Below are 23,644 nucleotides of genomic sequence, written 5' to 3'. Positions count from 1 at the left end.
ATTGTGCCCATTGTAAATATGATAATTGAACAAGATTATGATCATTTTATCGCGAGTTTTAAACAACAATTCAATATGGACATCGCTTCATATAAACAAGATAGAATGCGCCGTAGAATCGATGCTTTCATTTCGAGAAAAGGCTTCGAAAACTACACTAATTTTTTAAACAAATTACGCGCTGATCAAAATTTATTTTTAAATTTTATTGACTATATTACAATTAACGTTTCAGAGTTTTTTAGAAATAAAGAACGATGGCAAACTTTAGAGTCGAAAGCACTACCAAAATTACTCGAACAAAATAGCGGAAAATTAAAGGTATGGAGTGCCGCTTGCGCTGCTGGTGAAGAACCGTATACACTCTCTTTAATTTTATCGAAGCATCTTGCTCCATTTCGTTTTGAAATTCAAGCAACAGATCTTGATTTTCATATTTTAGAAACCGCAAAACGCGGTCAATATACAGAACGTTCGTTAAAGGAATTACCTAATGATTTGAAAGAACGTCATTTCACAAAAGAGAATGATCTATATTCATTGCATCAAAACATTAAACAAAACGTCTCGTTTAAACAACATGACCTTTTAATGCAGTCATTCGATACAAATTATGATTTGATTATTTGTCGCAATGTAATGATATATTTCACAGAAGAAGCAAGAGTAAAACTTTACGAAAAATTTAGTCGTTCTTTACGAAAAGGCGGTGTACTATTTGTTGGTAGTACGGAACAAATTTTAACACCCGAGCGTTACAATCTTCAGCGATTTGATACATTCTTCTACGAAAAAATATAAAAGAGGTCGTCACAATGGAGTGACGACCTTTTTACATAACTCGAATTAAAATAATACCGACAATCCATACAAAGAGAAAAAGAAACGTCATAGACCATTTATGTTCTTGCATCGTTTGTTTCAATGCCTGTGATAATTGTGTCATGTTCATTTCCGCAAGCGCTCTCCATACACTTACATCCCGATCTTTAGCAATGCGGTCTGTAACACTAATTAAAATTGTTTCGTTAGACAATTTCGTTATATAAGCAGTAATAACCGTTACCATCAAATTTATATTTCCTTCTGAAGAATCACTTTCCACTCTAGAGATAAGTGCACTCACATCTAGTAACGGAATATGTACTTTTCTACCAAATGATAGTTGTACTTCAGCGAAATCATATGTTCCATCTAACAAAGGAAGTTCTTTTATATGCGCCTGCTTAACAAGCCCTTGTAGGCTTCTAATTACTTGTTCAAATATTTTTTCTGTTTGCTTTCCTTCTCCAGATAACGTGTGTAACTTTTTAAAAAGTTGTAACACTGTATCCATCTCTTTAGAAAGCATTTCCTTCATAATCTTTCCATCACTTAAACTTGCAAGTAAAATACCTATTTCATTATTTTTCGAAATAATTTTAGACTGTCCAGTAAACACTAAATTGCTACGCTTTCGTTCTTTCTGGATTTCATGCTCCGAAATAGCTGCAGGCTGTTTTAATGGTTGTAACGCCTTATCTTCAATTGTCGTACGTTTAATCTCCATTTAAGCGCCTCCACTACTATGAAATAATTAGCCCCATTCTTTATTACTCTTTAAAACTAAAAACAGTACGAATAAACCTGACATGATAGTAAACACATCAGAAGCTTGCACTCCCTGTTCACCTTTTTCTTCTTTCTTGTCTTTCGGTTCTTCTTTTTGTTCTTTCTTTTTAGAGGCAACTTGTTTGTTATTTTTCTCTTTTTGGTCCTTCGCCTTATGTACTTCCTTGTTGTCTTCGAACGGCTCTTTTATAACGTAAGTAAATTCCTCTTTCTCTTCCAACGGTTCTTTTATAAACTTATTTACTTTCTCATCTCGCTTCGGAATTTGAACAACTGGCAAATTTTCTTCTGGAACCGGGTTTTTGACTTTGGAATCTTCTTGCTTCTTATTTTCTTTCTTCTCTTCTAATTCATTTTCTAGTTTATTATCTAATTTATCTTCTTTCTCTTCTATCTTTTTATCATCTTCATTTTTTGGCACCAAAACAGAAATGGTATATTCACTTTCCTCAACAAGTTTATTACCTGCTGCATCTATTATCTCTACAAGTAATTCGTATGGCCCAGCCGGCAATGCTTCTGTTATTTCAAATACTTTTTGCCAATCCATATCATGCTTGTTGTAGTCTAATAAAAACGAAAGCTCTTTATTTTCTTTCCCTTTTAATGTAACGCGTACTTCTTTTACAACCGATTCTATATCTGATGCTTTTACTCGTATATGTATAGAATCTCCCTGTTTTCGTTCAACTAAGTTCTCTTTTACTTCATCAATAGTAACTTTCTGTAACTTTGGCAATTCTTTATCTATAGTTGGCGTTTCATTTTTAATACGAATGAGCGGGACTTTCACTTCATTTTTTATGAGCTCTTCTTTCTCATTCTCTTTGTAACTTTGAACGAGCTGAAGATTCCAATCACCTTGCAAATCAAAATCCCCTGCTTTATAGTTAGCAACCCAGCTCTTCGTTTCTTCATCATACTCAAAAGATAACATTCTTTCTTGCGCATATTGCTCCCCATTTTTTTGTAACTGCAATATACCTTTCATACTTTGAATGTTTTTCCCATTTGGTTCTACAGCAATTCGCACCTCTTCGCCAACTTTAAGCTCCGGCTTATTTACTGTAATAATTCCCTGTTCTGTTTCTATCTTTCTTTCACTCAATTGTTTATTTACTACTTCTTGTTGTTCTGCTTCTTTTTGTTTCTCTTCATCTTGCTTCGTTTCCACTTGCTCTGACGATTCTTGAGATTCCTTATTTTCTTCTTGTACATTCACTTCATTTATTTTTTGATCTGGCTCAATTTGTTCCTCAGCCTGACTTTGCAAGGGGAAGAACAAGCACACATGTATGCATAGCCAACTCATTAGAAAAAACTTTACGTTTTTCATCTACTAGTTCAAACTCCTATTTCAATGCCTTATAGTGATTTCGTCACTTTTACTCCAAAAAATCCATTTACATTTACAAGTTCACCATACGCTACTAATACATCATTTACATAAATACGAATCGGTTCATCAATATCCTCATCTAGTACAACTGCTTCATTTTCTTGTAAACTTAATATATCTTGAATCGTTTTCACTGTACTTCCAAATACAAATTTCACGTTCATTTCTACATTTTGTAGAATGGACGTGTCCATATATACTGGTTCCATTTGTTTTACTTCTTTAAATTCAATAGGTTGCACAACTGGTTCTACAATTTTTTCTTCTTCAATTTCTTCTGTGGCAATCTCTTCTTCTTCCACCATCGGATACAGAAGTCGCCTTACCATTTCTTTCGCTTCGGAAATTGGCAAAATTTGATACATCTTCGATTGAAGCAAATCGCCAATTTCAAGATTGAACGTAATTTGAACGAGTTCGTCCACTTCCATTGACTCTCCCAAATATTCCATTTCTTCTTTTAACGTTACAAATTTAACATTTGGCGGCGTCATGTCCATTTTTTCTTGAAACATTTCTGACATCGCCGTAGCAGCATGACCCATCATTTGGTTCATAATTTCTTTAATACCGCTCAGTTCTAATTCAGTAAGCTCTTTTTCTGGGTCAACTTCCCCTGTTCCCATCATCATTAAATCTACCATTGTTAAAGCAACATCTTTCGTAAATACGAATACATTCTCATTCTTTAGCCCTTCAACAAAGTCGACATTTAAAATAACAAATGGTACTGGTACTCCATCATAATGACGAACATTAATTGCTTCCACATTTGGTGTACTAATTGTAACTGGCTGATTTAAAAGCGTTGACAATACTGTTGAAGCGGAACCAATTGAAATATTTGCAATTTCACCAAGCACATCTTTCTCTTCTTGTGTTAAATGCTCTTTTTCAACTTGTTCTTCTACAATCTCAGTTTCCACTACTTCTGCTGGTTCGACTGTTTCTTCTACTTCACCAGATAATTGCATTAATTTATTTACCATTTGTTTCGCATGCTCAACTGAAACAATTTGTACAAGTTTAGAGTTTACAAGATTATCTATCTTTAAATCAAACGACACTTTAACAATCGTATGATTCCCATCGATTTCAGAGATTTTCTCCATTTCTTCTGATAACTTTACAACTTTAATCGTCGGCGGAGACATATCTACTGTATCTTGGAAGAATTCCGACATAGATGTAGCTGCGAATCCCATCATTTGATTCATCGCTTCTTGTACAGCACTTAGCTCTAATTCACCAAGTTCTTTTCCATCCTCCACTTCACCTGTTCCCATCATCATTAAATCAGCAATGGATAATGCAACATCTTGCTTAAGGACAAGAAGGTTTTCCATATCCAATCCTTTTGTAAAATGAATGTTTAATACAACATGTGGAACTTCGACATCTCTTGAATCATATAAATCTACCAACTCTATGCGAGGAGCAGTAATGCTTACTTGCCTATTTAAAATTGTTGATAATACAGTCGAAGCTGAACCAAATGATATATTTGCAATTTCGCCAAGAATATCGCATTCTTGAGGCGTTAAATGCTCATTTTCTTTTTCTAGCACAATCGTGCTCGTATCCCCTTTTGTGTGTTGCTCAGGCATTTTCCCTGCCTCCTCATTTCTGTTTTTCTATCAAATAATATAAACTCTCATTTAATTTTAACAAACTTATTATATAAAACGTTAATATGTATGTATTCCCATTATTAGATTCGTAGCGATTAGCCAAAAAGCTCCCCAATTGTATACAAGTGGGGAGCTTTCCTTCATTCCTATTATAAACCTTCTGGGTTTAAAATGAGGACCACTCGTCCATCACCGAGAATCGTCGCACCAGAGAAATAGTTAGAACTCTCTGCAAAGAAGTCACCTAATGACTTTAAGACTATTTCTCTTTGACCGATAATTGTGTTTACAATAAGTCCATAGCTGCGATGTGTATTACGAACAATTAACACAGGAACCATTTGACCATCATATGACGCAAACGCCTCATCTACTGTTTTTTCACCAAATACAGTACTTAAATGTTTCACTTCAATAATTTGATTACGATAATTTAACACATCTTTTCCTTGTAAGGATTGGATGTCTTCTCTCTTAATTCGAATTGCTTCAACGATATTTCCAAGAGGTAAAGCATAACGCTTATCATTCGTTTGAACAAGCATAGATTGAATAATAGATAACGTTAATGGAAGTTCAATTCTAAATGTACTTCCCTTTCCTTCCTCAGAATCAATAATTAAATGCCCACCTAAACTATGAATCGTATGTTTTACAACATCTAATCCGACACCGCGTCCAGAAAGATCTGATACAACTTCAGCTGTACTAAATCCTGGTTGGAAAATAAGATCAAACACTTCACGATCTGTTAATCTATTCGCATCTGCTTCAGTTACAACGCCATTTTTAATCGCTTTTTCTAATACTTTCCCTTTATTAATACCGTTTCCATCATCCGTAATTTGAATAACGACATGATTTCCACTATGAAAGGCTTCTAATTTAATCGTACCTGTCTCATTTTTACCTGCATCACGTCGTTTTTCAACAGTTTCAACACCGTGATCGATTGCATTTCGAATTAAATGAACGAGCGGATCACCGATTTCATCAATAACAATTTTATCTACTTCAGTATCTTCACCTGTAATTTGTAAATCGATTTTTTTCCCTAAATCTTTCGCTAACATACGTACCATACGCGGGAAACGATTGAACACAGTTTCAATCGGCACCATACGCATATTTAATAGTACATTTTGAATATCTTTTGAAATATCGCCTAATCGATTTAAATGTTCAATTAGCTCCTTGTTTTGAATCGTTTGAGCCAATTCATCAATACGCCCACGTTCAATTACACTTTCTTCAAACATATTCATTAATCTTTCGATTTTCTCTAATTGAACACGAATTGAACGATTCTCCACTTTAGCATTTTTCGTTTTTGTAGTACTTTTAGCTGGCATAGTACTTGAAGGTTGATTCGTTGCCTCTATCGGTGATTCTACCTGAGTAGCCACAGCTGGTTGTAGCTTTTCTTCTACTTGCACAACTTCTTGTGTAACAACTTTTTTAGAAGCTACTTCCTTCGATATAGGTTCTCCTTGCTTTACTTCCACTTTCTCAATTTCAGAAACATGAAGTACTACTTGTTTCAACTCTTCTATACTACAATCCGTATCCATAAATACTGTAAATTCAAATCCGAAAGCATCTGCTTCAATTTCTTCAATACTCGGAGCTGTTTTTTGTATATTCCCTACATTTTGCAATGCTTCAATACACATAATGGCACGTACTGCTTTTAAAATCGCTTGCTGTTCAACTGTTATATGCACTTCATGCGAAACTGCATCATCGTTGTCTATATGATTTTGCTCTATATGTTCCGTAGGAGTTTCTACATTGCCGTTCAATAACGCTTCTAATTTCTGTTTAGTTGAGGCTACATCAATATTGCCCATTCCACCTTGTTGCACATCTGCAACCATCTTCTCCAAATTATCAATGCACTCAAAAATCACATCAATAATATCCGCATTTACAACTATATTTCCATGACGAATTTCATCTAACACATTTTCCATCTTATGCGTTAAATCAGCCATCTCCGTAAATTCCATACTCGCAGACATACCTTTGAATGTATGAGCGGAGCGGAATATTTCTCCCACAACATCCATATCAGCAGGATTTTGCTCTAACACTAGCACATTTTCATTTAGCGACTGTAAATGTTCTTCTGACTCTTCGAAAAATATATTTAATAGATCTGTTTGCATTTTTATCCCCTACCTGTCTAACAAACATTTCATTTATGTATAACAATTTAGTGTTTTACAATGAGAAAAAAGGGGGCCACACGTCGATCCGCTATCACTGTTTTGATTCCTTGTGGCACCCCTTCTATATTAACTATTTGCTACTTTTGTTAAAGCTTCAATTACACGATCGGCTTGGAATGGCTTTACAATAAAGTCTTTTGCCCCGCCCTTAATTGCATCTAATACCATACCTTGTTGTCCCATTGCAGAACAAATAACAACCTTTGCACTTGAATCAATTTTAATAATTTCTTTTAATGCTTCAAGCCCGTCCATTTCTGGCATAGTAATATCTAATGTTACAATATCAGGTTGAAGTTCTTTATACTTTTGAATCGCTTCTACCCCATTCTCTGCTTCGCCGATAACTTCAAAGTCAGCATTACTTTTTAATAAGTTTTTAATCATCGTTCGCATAAACATCGCATCGTCTACTACTAAAATTTTATGTGCCATTCTTTTTAATTCTCTCCTTCTATGTATAAATATATCTTAATATTTCACCTTATCATTCTCACTCATTATACAAAATAAAATGATAAAATTTAATATTTTTTTAAAAGAATTTTCGTATTTTTATTATTTTATTATTAAAATAATAATATACTACTCTTTTATATAAATAACAACGCGACGGTTTTTTTCCCAGTTTTGCGGTGAATCATTTGGTACAATTGGCTTTGTGTCTGCATATCCTACCGCAACTAGCCTTTTATCATCCACATTATACACTTCAATTAAATGGTGAATCATATTTGCCGCTCGTGCTGAAGATAACTCCCAATTAGAAGGGAATTTCTCGTTATGAATAGGTCTACTATCTGTATGTCCCTCTACAACAATTGGGTTAGGTACGGATTGAAAAAATCCAACTAATTGACTTATTATCCCTTTCGCTTCGGGCTTAACGTTTGCATCGCCTGTATCAAATATTAAATTATCTACTATAACGACGCTTACCCCTGTATCCTCCCGATATACATTCACTTGACTAATACCGTTATTATCTACATACGCTTTTAACTTCTTATATAATTCATCCATTCTCTTTTTTGAGATCATTTTTTCATCATTTTTTTCATGTGAAATATCTGGTATTGTATTTTCCATTACTTTTGCATCTACTTGCCCCGTATCACTAAACTTTTCAAGCATCTTTGACAATTTTACTGCATCTTGCTTTGATGTAGCAACTAGTAATACAAAGAAAGTTAATAATAACATCGTTAAATCTGTAAAAGTCGTCATCCAACGAGGCGATCCCTTTTGCGGTCCTTTACTCATCATACCACTCCTTGAAATATTAGGCTGCTCCTTTTACCTTTTTTACCTTTGTTTCGTATACGTATGTATCCAGTTTCAACTTTAATTTAGAAGGGATTTGTCCACGATACAATTCTGAAATTGCTTCTATTACAAACTTCTTCTCTGTATATAAATCTTCAATACCACGATATACTTTTTCCGCAAGAGGGATTGCAATCATATTCGCAAGTACAGACCCATATAATGTCGTTAACATCGCAACTGCCATCCCTGTACCAATTTGCGATGTATCTTGTAAGTTTTGGAGCATAATGATAAGACCAATTAAAGTCCCTATCATGCCCCAAGCTGGAGCAAAATCACCAATTTTATCTAATAATGCTGCTCCTTTTCTTAACTCATACACTTCCGTTTCAATATCTTTCAATAACACTTCTTTTAATTCATCTTCATCGTAACCGCTTAACATTAATCGAATTCCTTTTTGAATAAAAGGATTATCCACTTGCTCTCCATCTACCTCTAAAGAAAGCAAGCCGTTCTTTTTAGACTTTTTCGAAAAATCGACAAACAAATCTGTTAACTGTTCTAAATCTTCTTCTCTTCTATGTAAAACAGTAAAAATGCTTTTCGTATATTTTTTTATTTCTCCAAATCGATATGCCACAACAATTGTCGCTGTTGTTCCCCCTATGACAATTAAAATAGATGAAACATCTAAAAAGTTTTTGAAAGCTTTTATTCCACCGCCGCCAAGCATAATTGCCGCTATCACTATAATGAAACCTACTATAATGCCCACTGGGCTAGAAATATCAAACTTCCTTTTTCTTCTTTGTGGTCTAGCTAATACTTGATTTTTCTCTCCCATATTTCTGCCCTTTCCTTTCCATTTTTATATAACATTTTTTTATTTTAATAATACGTTTTCACATATAACATGTATTATACGCTTATCATCTGTTTATCGCAATATACTCATGAAATTGACACATTTCATTTCTATATTAGAATTATGGTATGAATAAATGAGGAGGATCACGATGGAACACAACATTTTACAAGTCATTGCATTAGCAGAAAAACTAAAATATGAAATGCGACATAGCTGGCTTTCCAACGGACGTCAAGAAAGTGTTGCCGAACATACATGGCGTATGTCTCTAATGGCCATTTTAGTTGAACCTTATTTGGATCAAAAAGTAAATATTGAGAAATTACTTAAAATGGTTATTATTCACGATCTAGTCGAAGCCGAAGCTGGTGATATCCCTGCATTTGATACAATGAATAGTCATGACTTACAGCTACAAAAACAAAAAAATGAACTAGAAGCTATTTTAAATATTAAACAAACATTAACAGGTTCTCTCGGTGAGGAATTATATGACTTATGGATGGAGTTTGAAGCGAAAGAAACGTACGAAGCAAAAGTTGCTAATGCACTCGATAAACTTGAGGTGAAAATCCAGCATAACGAAGCTGATATTGATACGTGGCTACCAATTGAACATAAAATGACATTCCAAGTAGCAAAGCATACAAACTTTGATTCTTTCCTATCTAAATTACAAAAAATCATTGAACAAGATGGAGAAAAGAAGTTAATTGCTGCCGGCATTGATGTTGAGGCATGCAAGCAATAATGAAATAAGACACTCAACAAGAGTGTCTTATTTCATTATTGTTGATATAGCCTGCTTATAAATAAGCTGTTGTTTTCCATCCACTAAGATTAAAACTGTAAATTTATCTACTCCAACAACTTCTCCTACTATTCTAACGCCACTCTTTAAGAAAATGGTAACTGTACCTTTTTCTTCTTTTATTTGTTTATACAATTCTTCCTGTAAATGTTCCAATTACTGTCCTCTCCTTTCTGTGAAACATCTTAATATAAAAAACTATAAATTTTTTATTTATGCACTTTGTCTTTTATGTTCATAAACTTATTAATAAGTATATCTAAATCACGACTAAATAACAAAACTTTATCATGATCCAATCCGTGTCTCGCAACAAGTTGAATTAACTCTTTCTTTTTGTTTTCTATTTTATTTTTTAATTGTCCCATCTCCATCTCTATACTAAAACTCCCTTTTCCCATAATATTACTTGTAAAATTATAGTACATATTCTCTCATAAAAAAATAAGAAAATGGTTTTTTTTACAATTTTTTATTTTTTATGCCTAAATTATGAATTACGTAAAGGTTTATTTACAAATCACTAACATGCAATCCTAATGAATCTACAGGCATTTGTCTAATTATAAATGAGACTGGCTCGTTTTCTATACAAAAAACATACTGTATATAGTAGTCCATGAACCATATAGATTAACTTACTAAAAAGGAGGAAAACATATGAGTTATGGTGGAAGTTGCGCTGGTTTCGGCGGTGGATTTGCTTTGCTTATCGTACTATTCATCCTTCTAATCATCATCGGATGTAGCTGTTGGGGTGGCGGCGGATACGGATATTAATATATCCTACCCTTGACAAATGAACGAAAAACTATAAAAAAAACAGCTCATATTTGAGCTGTTTTTTTCATACTTTCGTATGAATTTATATCCCTCTTATTTGCGATTTCAACTAACAACATATTGTTTACTATGGAATAAGAAACATTTTTACTAAGGGGGGATTACAATGATTAGAGGTCTTTACGAAGCACATTTACCTGTCCGCAACTTAAAAGTATCAATACCTTTTTATGAATCACTAGGGCTAAAATTATATAAAAGAGGAGATAATATTGCTTTCTTTTGGATTAAAGAAAATGAGAGTTGGCTCGGCCTTTGGGAAGGTACAGAATACAAAGTGAATTATCACCCCTCTTTACGACATATCGCCTTTCAAGTAAGTTTACATGATTTAGAAAATGCGATTCATTGGCTAAATCAAAAAAGAATTTCAGCACGAAAAGACTTTGGAATGGAACCAATTGAACCGATTGTTTTTCCGGAATTAGCACATGCAGCCGTATACTTTAACGACCCTGATGGAAATAGTTTAGAATTGATTGCACAATTACCTGTTGGACTTCCTACAGCGGAAAAAGTGTATTTAAGTGAGTGGAAAGAACAAATTCAAACATCGTCATTACATAAGGAATAATCTATTTATGTCAGTTTCTTATTCCACACTTCTTAAAACAAATAAAAACTTCAATAAACTATTTTATGGGCAAACATTAAGTGTACTTGGGGATTGGTTCCATACGGTAGCTTTATTAACATTTGTCTACAGCATAACGGAATCGCCGTTTATGATCGCACTTACTTTTATAAGTAAAAGTTTACCACAGCTTCTTCTTAGTCCATTCATAGGCGGAATTGTAGATCGTTTCTCTAAAAAGAATATTATGATTTTCACCGATATTACACGGGGAATTCTAGTTCTTACATACTTACTCGCAGGCTATAAAATTGAGATTATTTTCATTGCTAATATATGTTTATCTGTACTTGCTTGTTTATTTGAACCAGCTAAACAAGCAACCTTAAAAAATATCGTACACCAAAATCATTTCGTAACTGCTAACTCTCTTTCTAGTACAATTACTGGTTTTATGTCTATTATAGGTGCTTCTTTGGGCGGGATACTTACACAATCTTTACATATTGAGTTCGCTTTTTTAGTAAATAGCCTATCATACTTTATTTCAGCCTATTTTATTTATAACATGAGTATTCCTGCTCATGATACTTGTAACAAGAACAAAGCATTTTTCACTGATATAAAAGGTGGTTATACATACATATTACAAACAAAAATCATTTTAACATTAATTCTTGTCGGCATTTCATGGGGCATTATTGGAGGCGCTTATCAACTACTTCTAACGATCTATGCCGAAAAAATTTTCCATACGAACATTGGGATTTTATATACGGTTCAAGGGGCTGGGCTTATGATAGGAAGCCTTCTCGTTAATCTTTATATATCCCATAATAAAGAAAAAATGAAAAAAGTATTCGGTTGGGCCTACTTATTACAAGGAATTTTCTTTCTCGGATTCATTCTATCCGATCAACTTATTATCGGTATCATTACTTTATTCTGTATGCGTATAGCAGGAGGAATCATCGTTCCACTTGATACGACATTACTTCAAACTTACACACACGAAAATATGATAGGTAAAGTTTTTTCATTCCATTATTCTATTTACGGATCTCTTATTCAGTTATCGATGTTTTTTACAGGAGGGCTGTTAGAAATTCTTTCTCCTCAAATGATTGGCAGTTTATTAGCTACATGCTGTATTTTTGTAAGTTTTATATGGATGTTCTTATTTTATCGCGGGGATCTCAGTGAATAATTTAATGATAATCAATACATTTGGATCCCATTCATTATTTGTTTCCCCATAATAAAATTGTTTCAAAATGTAAGTCGGATTTTTTAGTTAAAGAGCCTTATATGGCAATACTATTTGAGAAAAAACTAGATATTTATGTTAAAATACAAATGAGTTTGTGAAATATTGCACTTAAATAATAGACTTTAACTAGTTAAACTTGATTAAATAGGAGGGCTGTTTTGGGTATCACATTCATTTTCGTATGTATTATATTAGTGGCTTCTATTCTGCAAGCAAGTACAGGTTTTGGCTTTTCCATAATGGCAACCCCTTTCTTACTTATGTTATTTCTACCACAAGAAGCTATACAAATAAACATTATTTTATCTTTAATTATTTCCATTTCACTCATTTGGAAAATAAGAATGGACGTTGATTTTGTTCTACTGAAAAGGTTTATTTTTGGAAGTATAGTTGGTGTTCCTTTTGGCATTTTAATTTTCATTTCCGTTAACATAAACACTTTTAAATTAGCAGTTAGCATCCTACTCTTACTATTAACATTATTGCTAATATGCAACGTTAAGATTAGATCAACACAATCTAGAGATTTCATAGTTGGTGGATTATCTGGTCTTTTAACGACAAGTATCGGTATGCCCGGCCCACCCCTGTTACTTTATTTTACAGGAACTGATACTGAAAAAGAGAAGTTAAGAGCAACTACATTAGCTTTTTATTTGTTTATATATTTCATTAGTCTAGTAACCCAAATACTCTTTACTGGCACAAACAAAACCATTTGGGAATCAAGTCTTTATGCCATTCCAATTGTATTTTTAGGTTTGTTTATAGGTCAAATTATTTTCAAATGGCTTAATCAACGAATTTTTAAAATATTTACGTATATTCTTTTGAGCTGCACAGGTATATATCTTCTTATTGAAAGTTTGCATTTGTTATAAAAGGTGCTTTAGTTTGTGCCATAACAGATAGGTTTCAAATGAAGTATCGTTATATTTTTAAACATGATAACGATAAAAAGCGGCTATTATGCCGCTTTTTATTTTCAAATTAAATATTTTAAAACTAGAAGCCCACCTATCGCTATTACAAACATATTGAAAAAAATCAGCCAACTTTTTTCAATATCTTTATATCTCTCTTCTTTCACTCCACGTTGTTTTAGCTTCTCAATTACGTTTTTTAATTCTTGTTCATGCTCGGTACTTCCTAATTGTATATAGTTATTATCTATAGTAATTCCATATACATTCTTCATTTTTTTATGTCTCGAAACTGCTTGAATTGAGCTAATTAGCACATTGTACTCATTTATTTTTTTGAAATAACAATCTAACGATTTAATTCGTAATCTTGTATTCGTTAAAACAATGTAATAATAAAAAGTAGCACCTGTCGTGAATATATTCGGTATAACTTTAGAATTTACAAGACTCCCCTCTTCTACTAATATTTCACATTCGATTTTTTCTCCTTCTTGTAACTCTTTACGAACTAATTCTTCCAACATTTGCATCGTTAATTTCTTCAATAACTCCCCGTTTTTCACATAATACTTATCTATATTGATGGACTCATTTGCTTCTTTCTCTAAACGTGTAATTTCTTCCTCTGAATATTGGAGCTCATTTAACATCGATAATAATCTTTTATCCATATTACACACTCCCTTTCCACAGTTTTTGAAGTTTCCTCTTCCCACGAGAAATTCGATTGTATATATAATCCGCCGTTACTTTTAATTCTTTCGCAATATCGTCAATGGAATATCCATCAATATACCTCTTTAAAAAAATATATCGATCTTTCTTATTTAAATCTTGAACTATTTCCATAATCTCTTCTTCTTGTTCTATTTCATACCTATCATGTACACCTGTATCTATTTCTACGTCTTTATCGATTGTATTCTCTTTATATACTTTCTTTTTATATTCCAATGCCTTCAATTTAGTAATACCAATCATCCAAGATTTTAAGTTTCCCTTTTCTGTATCAAATTGGTCGATATTAAACCAAATGACAGTAAATACATCGTTATAACAATCATCCACATATTGTTTTTCAATAGGGGTACTTAATGATTTATGAATAATGTACAAAATTAATTTTCCATATTGATCAATCACTTCTTTCAAAGCATCTTGATCATGTTTTTTCATAGCTATAATTAAATCCTCTTCAGAATTGAAAATCATAAGCCTCTTCCTTCCTCAGTTCCCCTTTAGCAGCTGCTTTTACTTACTATTGGCATTTCATTCTCATTTTCTATCACTTTTGTAAAAAATTATTAATTTTTATTTCTATGTATATGATAACAAACAAAATACCTAAGTTCAGAAAGAATAAACAACTTTCTGGCCTTAGGTATTTCTCCTTCCCAAAAAGGCAAACCCGCATCACAGGTTTGCCTCTTTACTCACTTCTTATTTAATCCTTTTTCACTTAAGAACTCTTTCATATGCATTCTTTTTTCTTTAGACATAAACGAACTCATTGATTCCGTCCATGTTACGTTTTTCTTGTTTGATGATCTTTCTTTATAATACGCGCTCATCGTTTCATCATATTCATTTAATAATTCATCATATTTCTTTTCATCATATCCATTTTCATGAAGGATTGCTGCTACTGGTAAACGTGGTTTCACTCCATGATCTTCATCTGGTACGCCGACTGTCATTCCGAATACAGGATATACTTTATCAGGTAAATGAAGCAGTTCACTCACTTCTCTCGGATTATTACGAATACCACCAATATAACAAATACCGTATCCTAACGATTCTGCTGCTAGTGCTAAGTTTTGCGCAAAAAGCGAAGCATCTACCGTCGCAACGATAAAGTCTTCTACTCCCTCATGCTTTATCTCTGTACTATGTTTTTCACATGCAATTTCAAGTCGTTTTAAATCTGCACAACAAACAAAAAATGCTGCACAGTCCTTCACATGACGATTTCCGGATAGCTCTGCTAGTTTAGCCTTTAATTCCTGATCTGTTACATATATAACAGAATACGCCTGTACAAAATGTGATGAAGCTGCATGTTGCGCAGCGTGCACCATCTTTTCTACTACATCTTTCGGAATTGATTCTTCTTTATATTTACGAACTGAAACATGTTGCTCCATCTTATGTATGATCTCATTCATGAAAATCACTCCTTTTTTCTCTTCATAATGAAAAATTAACATATCTTTTTCAATTTTCACAACTTATAAGCACAAAAAGAGCAATTCTTTTTGAACTGCTCTTTTTTAAAACGTTTATCGATACGGTAAATGAAATTATACTTATCTTATTACGCCGTTTTCAAAACTTTAATACCTTTTCCGATATTCCAAATGAAGTAGTAAATTCCTACAAGAATGAACACTGCATATGTGATCATCATTCCAATTCCAGCACTGTCAGATTGATTGAATCCTAAACCGAATATTCCTGATATCGCTAATCCTCCGAATAAAATTGCGTACGGGAAAATATGTGACCAAAATGCTTTTTTCGCGTGGTATTTCACTTCATCTTCCGCAACGAAGTACACGATAATTGGTAGTAAAAATGGTGCAAAAAAGATACTAAAGTAACATAGTGAAGATAGTATATTATTTCCTTTCATCCGACTCACCTCTAAATAGTTTTTGTTATCTTCATTATGTCAGGAATCCATTCTAGAAACTATCGCTTTACCTTTCATTAAGATGACATGTTTGTAAGATTTCCCTCAAAAAATCCCACCTGGACTTTCAGACGGGATTTTTTTCTCTATATTCGATTCATAAACCAATATTGCGTAATGGCTAAATACTCACGTATATTCGATGGAATGACAATTCGCTTTGGTGTTTCGGCCGGAAGACCTTCTAATTGTAACCCTTGCTTAGCTGCTATTTTTTTCGCTCTAAACATGTGGAAATCGTTTGTTACGATCATTCCTTTTTTCATATTGTCCGGAATTAAAGGTTTTGAGAATTTAATATTTTCATCAGTACTCGTTGACTTATCTTCCATTATAATGCGGTCTTCTGCAATTTTTAATTTCATTAATTCATTTTTCATTGCTAATGCTTCTGAAATATCTTCCCCTTTTCCTTTCCCTCCAGATACAATAGCGATTGCTTTCTCATGTGATTTCAAATACTCAGCTGCTTTATCAATACGATATTGCAATGAGTACGATGGTTTCGTTCCGTTTACTTTCGAGCCCAATACAATTATATAATCAGCTTCATAGGTCGCATTCATTTGCCCATGCTTATAAATGTTATATTGTAAAAATCCCACATAAACGGCGCAAACCATTATAATTCCTATCATATACTTAATTATTTTTTTCTTTTTCATATCCATATACTCCTATGTTCTTTGCTTCTTTCATGATAATATCCATTTATTTGTTTGTATACAGACAAATTCCAATTCAACCTAATTTATCCTCTAGAAAGTAATATTTATATTTCTTTCGGGAACAGTAAGTACAACTTTGCACGAAGGAGTGTCTCTATTGCTTCTCTTTTTATGTAACGTATCGTTCTTTTTTATCTTATTTTTACTATCACTTAAGATGCTCGGTAAATCAGCTTTAGCACAACTAACTCCTCATGATTTTGGTGCTATTATCTTTTTATCTTATTTAGCTTTTCAGGCCATACCAGTCTCTGGTGCTTTGCAAGCTTTTCTCGGTATGCTTGTAATTACATGTTTACATTTAATCCTTACAAAATTAAGCCTATTCAACAAACTAAATCGTTTTATTCTCGGGCACCCTATTATTTTAATTAAACATGGTGACATTATTTTTGAGAATTTACAAAAAAGTAGATATCCAATTGCTGAATTACTTTCTAACCTTCGCGTTGCAGGATATCCAAGTGTTCATGAAATTGAATACGCTATTTTAGAAGCGAACGGCGCTATTAGTATTTTACCAAAAAGAGAACTTGTACCATTAACTCCAAAAGATTTAAACATAGAAGTTAAGTATGCTGGATTACCAATTGCACTTATCGTCGATTCACAAATTCAATATGATAACTTAAAGTTAATACATAAAGATGAAAAATGGTTATATAAAGAATTAAAGGAAAAAGGAATTACAAATATTAAAAACGTTGCCTTTGCTTCTGTTCAAGAAACGGATGGATCTTTTGCGATTAGTTTAAAGGAATAAAAAAATCCCCTTAATTGCTTAAGGGGATTTTCTTCATCATATCGCTTCTTTCTCTCCTGCCATATTTAATGGAACAGGATGTTTCATACGATTCATCGTAAATACGATAATCGCTGTCATTACTTCTGCAACTGGCATAACGAGCCAAATTCCGTTTATCCCAAATAATTTCGGCATAATCCATAACAATGGAATAATAAATAGTAATCCTCTGCTCATTATAATAAGTACTGATTTCTTCGTTTGTCGCACTGATTGGAAGTACTCTCCATACACAATGTTATAACCTAAAAATACGTATTGGATAAAGAATAAGCTAATACCTGTTAAGGTTAACTCCAATAATTCTGGAGATTGGACATCAAATAAACCAATGATATATTTCCCGAAGAATAATCCGACAATTATCGCAATGCCTCCGAGGACAACTGCAATTTTCACAGCAAACTTCAATCCTTCACGAAGTCTCTCTGATAAATTTGCCCCATAATGGAAACTAGCAATTGGCTGTAATGCTCCTCCAACACCAAAGAATAATAGTAATGTCATTGCATGAATACTATTCACCATCGCATAGGAAGCTACTCCTACTTCTCCTACATATTGAACGAATGCGATATTAAAACCAATCGTTACGATTGCAACCGTACTTTCTGCTGTAAAACTTGGGAAACCAATCACCATAATTTGTTTGACAGTATCCCATTCAAAATGGAATTTCGTCCACTTTAAAATACTACTTTTTCTAAAGAAATGAGTTAATAATACAAGGAAACCAATCGCTGCCGAAAGAATAGTCGCTGAAGCAGCACCTGTTACGCCCCATCCAAAGATAAAAATAAAGATATAGTCAAACACTATATTTAATACAGCTGTTACAACAAGACCAGCCATTGCTAAATTAGGATTTCCATCATTTCGTATGAACGTACTTAAAATATTTTCTAAAACGTATATCATTCCAAATGTTAATAATACGTGTAAATAGTCTAACGCATATGGTAGAATTACTTCATTTGCACCAAATAAGTATGCTAAATCTTCTATTCTCCATAAGCAAATAGCTGCTAAAACACCTACGATAACAACTGCTACCGTCATGGATTGAGTAAAAATAGACCTTGCTCTCTCTCGTTTATTTTCACCTAATGCAATGGAGTATAACGTTGCCCCGCCCATTCCGATCCATAATGAAATAGAGAAGAAAATCGAAAATGCTGGAATAGCCACGTTCACTCCTGCTAAACCGTTCGCCCCAACTCCTCTACTAATCATGACCGCATCAATTACAATATTCACTGACATTAATACCATTCCAAGAACGGCTGGTATTAAATAAGAAATAAATAAGCTTTTTATCGGTTTTTCTCTTAATTTTTCTGTTGCTTCCATACTCTAATATGCTCCTTTTTTTCAACTCTCTTTTCTTAGTTTAAACCTTCAAGTAACTTGAAGGTCAAGAGAGAATTAAAAAACAGGTAACTGACTTATACTAATGAATGTAAATTTGTAATCAATTCAAAGGTTTTCATCTTATTTTTTCACTACAGGAATTTGAATTTCTGTTACTTGCTCCTCTGGATTTTCTGTTACAGACCAATCAATCAATCCAATCTCAATCGAATCTCCATGTACTTCGTAACCTGCTTTATCAATGTATGTAAGTAACTCCTTGTACGTTGCATCTGTTTCTTCATACGGTCCATGATGATAAGAGCAAGCATATAAACCTTCTTTAATTTCATCTGAAGTATGCACTTCATACGGCATATAATCCAAAAGAATAAATACACTGCTATATGCTTGAAACTCATTTTGCATTAATCCTTTTTTCGCAACAGTTACACCAATATCTCCAGAAAATAAACTATCATCCATTTGCCTCATATTTTTTTGTAACGAATGGATGTAGTACTCAAACATATCATCCGTCGTATTTGGAGCAACCGCAATTGCTGTAATTTTTCGCTGCGGAATCTCTTTAATTACCATTTGTTCAGCTTTTGCTTTTGTTGCTTTCTTAATTAAATGAATTCTATGCTCCATTTTCGCCAAAGCATACTCAATTTCTCTTTGTTTCTTCAGCATCATCTCTTGTTGTTTTTCCAGTAAATTGAGTGCGTATGCTGGATTTCTTTCATCAATATATTTCTTAATTTCCTTTAACGGAATATTTAACTGGCGTAAAAATTTAATCGTATCTAACAGTGAAAATTGATCGATTGTATAATAACGATAATTCGTTTGAGGATCCACAATGGACGGATGAAAAATTCCTTTTTCATCATAATACCTTAATGTAGATTCTGCGATATTATGCATTTTCGCCATTTCTCCAATTGTAAAACGTTTATTTAATAACATCTTTTATTTCCTTCCATTTCTATTTATTTCATTATATGTTCATTTTCTCTTCAAAACAAAAAAGAATTCCCATACGAGAATTCTTTTTTACTATTAAACCTCTATTATTATAGGAAGAATCATCGGTTTTCGTTTTGTATTTGTATATATATACTTCCCTAATGCTTCTCTTACCTCCCTTTTCAAAATACCCCAGCTATTCACATTCTCTTTCTTTAAATTATTAATCGTAATAACAGCTAATTTATTTAATTCTCTTAGAAATTCTTCTGAATCACGGACATAGACAAATCCACGAGAAATAATATCTGGACCTGAAATTATTTCTCCATCCACTTTATTAAAAGTAATAACTATAACGAGCATTCCATCTTCTGAAAGTTGTTTACGATCACGTAATAATGCATTTCCAACATCTCCAATTCCTAATCCATCTACATATATATTTCCTGCCTGTATTCTTCTAGATTGAATTGCCACTTCATTACTTATATCTACAACATCTCCATTACGTACAATAAAGATATTTTCCTTTTCAATACCAATTGATTCTGCTAACAAACTATGGTGATGTAGCATTCTAAACTCTCCATGAATTGGAATAAAATATTTTGGCTTCATTAATGTAAGCATTAACTTCAACTCTTCTTGATATGCATGACCTGATACATGCACTCCAGTAGAACTACCTGATCCGTAAATCACCTTTGCTCCTAATGCAAATAAATTATCGATAATTCGAGAAACGTTACGTTCATTTCCTGGGATAGGGGTCGCGGCTATAATAACCGTATCTTCTGGTAAAATATCCACTTGTCTATAGTTTCCACTAGCTAAACGCGCTAAAGCTGCCATTGGTTCTCCTTGACTTCCTGTACAAAGTATTGCAACCTGCTTTGGATCTAAACGATTTACCTCATTTGCTTCAATCAACATACCTTCTGGAATATATAAATAACCTTTCTCTAGAGCAACCTCTACTACATTTACCATACTTCTCCCTAGCAAAGCTAGTTTTCGATTTGTTTTTATACATGCTTCAACTATTTGCTGAACACGATTCACATTAGAAGCAAACGTAGAAATAATTACTTTTCTATTTGCTTTCATAAATATTTCCTCTATCCGTTCTCCTACTGACCTTTCTGATGGAGTAAAACCTGGGCGTTCTGCATTTGTGCTTTCAGATAATAAAGCTAGTACACCTTCACTTCCTATTTTAGCCATTTTATGAATGTCAGGATGTTGATTATTTACTGGTGTTAAATCAAATTTAAAATCACCTGTATGTACTACAGTACCTTCTGGTGTATGAAAAACAATACCGAGACAATCCGGAATACTGTGGTTCGTTTTAAAAAAAGTTGCCTTAATAGAACCACAATCAATTTCTGATTCTGAATGAATAACGATTAATTCCGTATCATTTTGAAGATTGTGTTCCTTTAATTTAATTTCAATTAAACCTAACGTTAACTTTGTTGCATAGATTGGTACATTTAGTTGTTTTAAAAAATATGGTATTCCACCAATATGGTCCTCATGCCCGTGTGTTACTATTAAACCGCGAATTTTTTCTTTATTTTCTTGCAAATATGTGACGTCTGGAATTATTAAATCAATCCCTAATAAACTTTCATCTGGAAATTTAGATCCACAATCAATGACGACAATATCATTTTCATATTGGATAGCATACATATTTTTTCCTATTTCATTTACTCCACCTAAAGCAACAATAGACAAGTTATTTTTTAATGCCTTCAAATTATAAATCCTCCCTTTCACAGTTATAGTTCGTAAAATAGTATGTAGACTTTATTATTTGTAATAGAAAAGGACTTCATACTATTTTATACATATAAAATTCACACACTACTCTTACACCTATATCCCAATAAGACAGCTTCTTCCTCAAAAAGCTCCCATTTTTTCATTGATTTTTTATAAAATCTATTATATATTAATTACAGGTTCAAATTACGAGTTCAAAAGAACTTGTAATCAGACCCTTTTGTTTAATGGGTTTTACATATTTTCATTAGGCAAATTCCGAGAAATCGTATGATAAAATTAAAAATGACGAGGAGAGGATCAGATGGAATTCGAATTTTTCTTTCAAATTGCACTTATTTTATTAAGTACAAAGCTTGCTGGTGATCTTAGTGTTAGATTAGGTCAACCTTCTGTACTAGGTAAATTAATTGTCGGTATCGTTATCGGTCCAGCTGTATTAGGTTGGATTGAAAATTCAGAGCTTCTAACTCAATTAAGTAATGTCGGGGTTATTCTTTTAATGTTTATGGCTGGACTTGAAACAGACTTAGAAGAATTAAACGCAAATCGTAATTCTTCTTTAGCAGTTGCACTCGGAGGTATCATTCTTCCATTCGTAGGTGGTTACGTTTCCGGTCTTGTGATGGGAATGGAACAAGGAAACGCTGTATTCTTAGGATTACTTCTATGTGCGACAAGTGTTAGTATTTCCGTACAAACACTTCGTGATTTAGGTAAAATGAAAACACGTGAAAGTACGACGATGCTTGGAGCCGCTGTATTTGATGACATTCTTGTTGTTATTTTATTAGCATTTGCAATGAGCTTCTTAGGCACAGATGATGTTAACTTAACAATGGTTATCTTGAAGAAAGTTGTATTCTTCGCTTCTATTATTTTAATCGGATGGAAAGGTGTTCCTGCGATTATGCGCTGGTTATCACCACTACGCGTATCTGAGTCTATCGTGAGCGCGGCTCTTATCATCTGTTTCTCATTCGCATATTTCGGCGAATTATTAGGAATTGCTGGTATTATCGGTGCTTTCGCTGCTGGTATTGCAATTTCTCAAACAAACTACAAACATGAAGTAGAAAAGAAAGTAGAACCAATTGCTTACGCTATGTTCGTTCCAGTATTCTTCGTTAGTATCGGTATGAATATTACATTTGACGGTATCGGTAATCAAATTTGGTTCATCTTAGCATTAACTGTTATCGCTGTATTAACGAAATTAATCGGCTGTGGATTCGGTGCACGAATGACTGGATTTGACGCTAAGTCTTCTGCAATTATCGGTGCTGGAATGGTTTCTCGTGGTGAAGTTGCACTTATCATCGCAGGAACAGGACTTTCTTCAGGTCTATTGGCACAAGATTACTTTACAGCAATTGTTATTGTCGTTATTTTAACTACAATGATTACACCACCAATGTTAAAATACACTTTTGGTGCAAAAGATAAAGCAATGAAAGCAAGTAAATAAGTTTACTATAATAAAAGGAGATTGCTATTTTATAAGATAGCAATCTCCTTTTTGTTTTATCTTTAAACAATCTCGTTCTTTTTTAACCATTTTTCAAAAATAGTTCGTGCTTCTTCATCATTGATATCATTACTAAATGAATACACCTTAATACCATAATCATCTATATATTCACCCAGTTTCATTTCCTCCACTTTCTTATAAAAATCGTCTGCCTCATAGTGCGGAAGATAAGCATCCCAAACTGGTTCATTTATTCTTTTGTACGCCGTCACTTCTAAATCATATCCGTCTTCATAGTATCCGATGTGATAATGTTTGTTCGGATCATATTTATCCATTAAAAGTCCCCTCCTACTAAACAAAAGCGAGCTGTAATCTACAGCTCGCTTC

Annotated in this window: 26 protein-coding genes; 8 read left to right on the top strand and 18 right to left on the bottom strand. The window is 33.2% G+C overall.

Annotated elements, in window-relative coordinates:
• Positions 1–18: 18 nt before the first annotated feature.
• On the top strand, positions 19–801 hold the full coding sequence (cheR, locus tag MR136_RS16835) for a protein-glutamate O-methyltransferase CheR (protein WP_000582876.1): 783 nt from the start codon (positions 19–21) through the stop codon (positions 799–801).
• Positions 802–832: 31 nt separating this feature from the next.
• Here cheR and MR136_RS16830 read toward each other — a convergent pair whose 3' ends face one another.
• The 7 genes from MR136_RS16830 to MR136_RS16800 all read right to left on the bottom strand — a co-directional run bounded on the left by MR136_RS16830 (position 833) and on the right by MR136_RS16800 (position 8,988).
• On the bottom strand, positions 833–1,549 hold the full coding sequence (locus MR136_RS16830; RefSeq protein WP_017672977.1) for a hypothetical protein: 717 nt from the start codon (positions 1,547–1,549) through the stop codon (positions 833–835).
• Positions 1,550–1,576: 27 nt separating this feature from the next.
• Positions 1,577–2,947 (bottom strand): hypothetical protein, encoded by a 1,371-nt coding sequence (locus MR136_RS16825; protein ID WP_061456999.1) that lies wholly within the window; start codon positions 2,945–2,947, stop codon positions 1,577–1,579.
• Between the two features lie 29 nt (positions 2,948–2,976).
• Positions 2,977–4,617: a flagellar motor switch protein gene (locus tag MR136_RS16820; RefSeq protein WP_017672978.1), complete on the bottom strand. Its 1,641-nt coding sequence runs from the start codon at positions 4,615–4,617 to the stop codon at positions 2,977–2,979.
• 173 nt (positions 4,618–4,790) lie between these two features.
• Positions 4,791–6,809 carry a chemotaxis protein CheA gene (locus MR136_RS16815; protein WP_061456998.1) on the bottom strand — a complete coding sequence of 673 codons (2,019 nt, stop codon included), beginning with the start codon at positions 6,807–6,809 and terminating at the stop codon, positions 4,791–4,793.
• A 129-nt stretch (positions 6,810–6,938) separates the two neighbouring features.
• Entirely contained in the window at positions 6,939–7,307 is a 369-nt protein-coding gene (locus MR136_RS16810) for a response regulator (protein ID WP_000940565.1), read from the bottom strand.
• A gap of 150 nt (positions 7,308–7,457) precedes the next feature.
• On the bottom strand, positions 7,458–8,135 hold the full coding sequence (locus tag MR136_RS16805; protein ID WP_242259531.1) for an OmpA family protein: 678 nt from the start codon (positions 8,133–8,135) through the stop codon (positions 7,458–7,460).
• A gap of 19 nt (positions 8,136–8,154) precedes the next feature.
• Positions 8,155–8,988 (bottom strand): flagellar motor protein MotP, encoded by an 834-nt coding sequence (locus MR136_RS16800; RefSeq protein WP_000504192.1) that lies wholly within the window; start codon positions 8,986–8,988, stop codon positions 8,155–8,157.
• A 172-nt stretch (positions 8,989–9,160) separates the two neighbouring features.
• On the opposite strand from MR136_RS16800, the gene MR136_RS16795 reads away from it, so the two are divergent.
• Entirely contained in the window at positions 9,161–9,763 is a 603-nt protein-coding gene (locus MR136_RS16795) for an HD domain-containing protein (protein ID WP_000400752.1), read from the top strand.
• Positions 9,764–9,790: 27 nt separating this feature from the next.
• Here MR136_RS16795 and hfq read toward each other — a convergent pair whose 3' ends face one another.
• Entirely contained in the window at positions 9,791–9,979 is a 189-nt protein-coding gene (gene hfq / locus MR136_RS16790) for an RNA chaperone Hfq (protein WP_000400665.1), read from the bottom strand.
• A 53-nt stretch (positions 9,980–10,032) separates the two neighbouring features.
• Positions 10,033–10,251 carry an aspartyl-phosphate phosphatase Spo0E family protein gene (locus MR136_RS16785; protein ID WP_000291688.1) on the bottom strand — a complete coding sequence of 73 codons (219 nt, stop codon included), beginning with the start codon at positions 10,249–10,251 and terminating at the stop codon, positions 10,033–10,035.
• Between the two features lie 232 nt (positions 10,252–10,483).
• On the opposite strand from MR136_RS16785, the gene MR136_RS16780 reads away from it, so the two are divergent.
• From MR136_RS16780 to MR136_RS16765, 4 genes are all read left to right on the top strand, one after another.
• Positions 10,484–10,603, top strand: a complete 120-nt coding sequence (locus MR136_RS16780) for a YjcZ family sporulation protein (RefSeq protein WP_000120179.1) — start codon at positions 10,484–10,486, stop codon at positions 10,601–10,603.
• A 169-nt stretch (positions 10,604–10,772) separates the two neighbouring features.
• A complete protein-coding gene (locus MR136_RS16775; RefSeq protein WP_017672979.1) occupies positions 10,773–11,240 on the top strand; it encodes a VOC family protein in 468 nt (155 codons plus the stop codon).
• 7 nt (positions 11,241–11,247) lie between these two features.
• A complete protein-coding gene (locus tag MR136_RS16770) occupies positions 11,248–12,447 on the top strand; it encodes an MFS transporter (protein ID WP_017672980.1) in 1,200 nt (399 codons plus the stop codon).
• Between the two features lie 221 nt (positions 12,448–12,668).
• On the top strand, positions 12,669–13,394 hold the full coding sequence (locus MR136_RS16765; RefSeq protein WP_017672981.1) for a sulfite exporter TauE/SafE family protein: 726 nt from the start codon (positions 12,669–12,671) through the stop codon (positions 13,392–13,394).
• 104 nt (positions 13,395–13,498) lie between these two features.
• Here MR136_RS16765 and MR136_RS16760 read toward each other — a convergent pair whose 3' ends face one another.
• The 5 genes from MR136_RS16760 to MR136_RS16740 all read right to left on the bottom strand — a co-directional run bounded on the left by MR136_RS16760 (position 13,499) and on the right by MR136_RS16740 (position 16,799).
• Complete coding sequence (locus MR136_RS16760) at positions 13,499–14,110, bottom strand: flagellar motor switch protein FliG (protein WP_103622780.1); 612 nt, start codon at positions 14,108–14,110, stop codon at positions 13,499–13,501.
• A gap of 1 nt (position 14,111) precedes the next feature.
• Positions 14,112–14,651 carry a sigma-70 family RNA polymerase sigma factor gene (locus MR136_RS16755; protein ID WP_017672982.1) on the bottom strand — a complete coding sequence of 180 codons (540 nt, stop codon included), beginning with the start codon at positions 14,649–14,651 and terminating at the stop codon, positions 14,112–14,114.
• A 221-nt stretch (positions 14,652–14,872) separates the two neighbouring features.
• Entirely contained in the window at positions 14,873–15,607 is a 735-nt protein-coding gene (gene nfsA, locus MR136_RS16750; RefSeq protein WP_061456995.1) for an oxygen-insensitive NADPH nitroreductase, read from the bottom strand.
• Positions 15,608–15,756: 149 nt separating this feature from the next.
• Entirely contained in the window at positions 15,757–16,074 is a 318-nt protein-coding gene (locus MR136_RS16745; protein WP_242259530.1) for a magnetosome magnetite crystal formation protein family, read from the bottom strand.
• A gap of 146 nt (positions 16,075–16,220) precedes the next feature.
• Positions 16,221–16,799: a YdcF family protein gene (locus tag MR136_RS16740; RefSeq protein ID WP_000727396.1), complete on the bottom strand. Its 579-nt coding sequence runs from the start codon at positions 16,797–16,799 to the stop codon at positions 16,221–16,223.
• Positions 16,800–16,959: 160 nt separating this feature from the next.
• Between MR136_RS16740 and MR136_RS16735 the strand changes: the two genes are divergently transcribed.
• Positions 16,960–17,625, top strand: a complete 666-nt coding sequence (locus MR136_RS16735; RefSeq protein ID WP_000923927.1) for a DUF421 domain-containing protein — start codon at positions 16,960–16,962, stop codon at positions 17,623–17,625.
• A gap of 36 nt (positions 17,626–17,661) precedes the next feature.
• Here the strand turns inward: MR136_RS16735 and MR136_RS16730 are convergent, their stop codons facing one another.
• The 3 genes from MR136_RS16730 to MR136_RS16720 all read right to left on the bottom strand — a co-directional run bounded on the left by MR136_RS16730 (position 17,662) and on the right by MR136_RS16720 (position 21,756).
• Complete coding sequence (locus MR136_RS16730; protein ID WP_017672984.1) at positions 17,662–19,017, bottom strand: MATE family efflux transporter; 1,356 nt, start codon at positions 19,015–19,017, stop codon at positions 17,662–17,664.
• 141 nt (positions 19,018–19,158) lie between these two features.
• Positions 19,159–19,989: a MerR family transcriptional regulator gene (locus MR136_RS16725; protein ID WP_000925934.1), complete on the bottom strand. Its 831-nt coding sequence runs from the start codon at positions 19,987–19,989 to the stop codon at positions 19,159–19,161.
• Between the two features lie 93 nt (positions 19,990–20,082).
• Positions 20,083–21,756, bottom strand: coding sequence for a ribonuclease J (locus MR136_RS16720; RefSeq protein ID WP_000645620.1), 1,674 nt, complete (start codon positions 21,754–21,756; stop codon positions 20,083–20,085).
• A 331-nt stretch (positions 21,757–22,087) separates the two neighbouring features.
• Here MR136_RS16720 and MR136_RS16715 point away from each other — a divergent pair, with 331 nt between their 5' ends.
• Entirely contained in the window at positions 22,088–23,251 is a 1,164-nt protein-coding gene (locus MR136_RS16715) for a cation:proton antiporter (RefSeq protein ID WP_000393901.1), read from the top strand.
• 62 nt (positions 23,252–23,313) lie between these two features.
• Here the strand turns inward: MR136_RS16715 and MR136_RS16710 are convergent, their stop codons facing one another.
• Positions 23,314–23,592 (bottom strand): DUF3986 family protein, encoded by a 279-nt coding sequence (locus MR136_RS16710; RefSeq protein ID WP_000362149.1) that lies wholly within the window; start codon positions 23,590–23,592, stop codon positions 23,314–23,316.
• Positions 23,593–23,644 lie beyond the last annotated feature (52 nt).

Origin of the sequence: Bacillus cereus group sp. BfR-BA-01311, assembly GCF_022664295.1 — a bacterium.
GTDB lineage: Bacteria > Bacillota > Bacilli > Bacillales > Bacillaceae_G > Bacillus_A > Bacillus_A cereus.
Note: the sequence above shows the minus strand (reverse complement) of the source record. Positions and strands in the feature narration are given on the sequence as shown.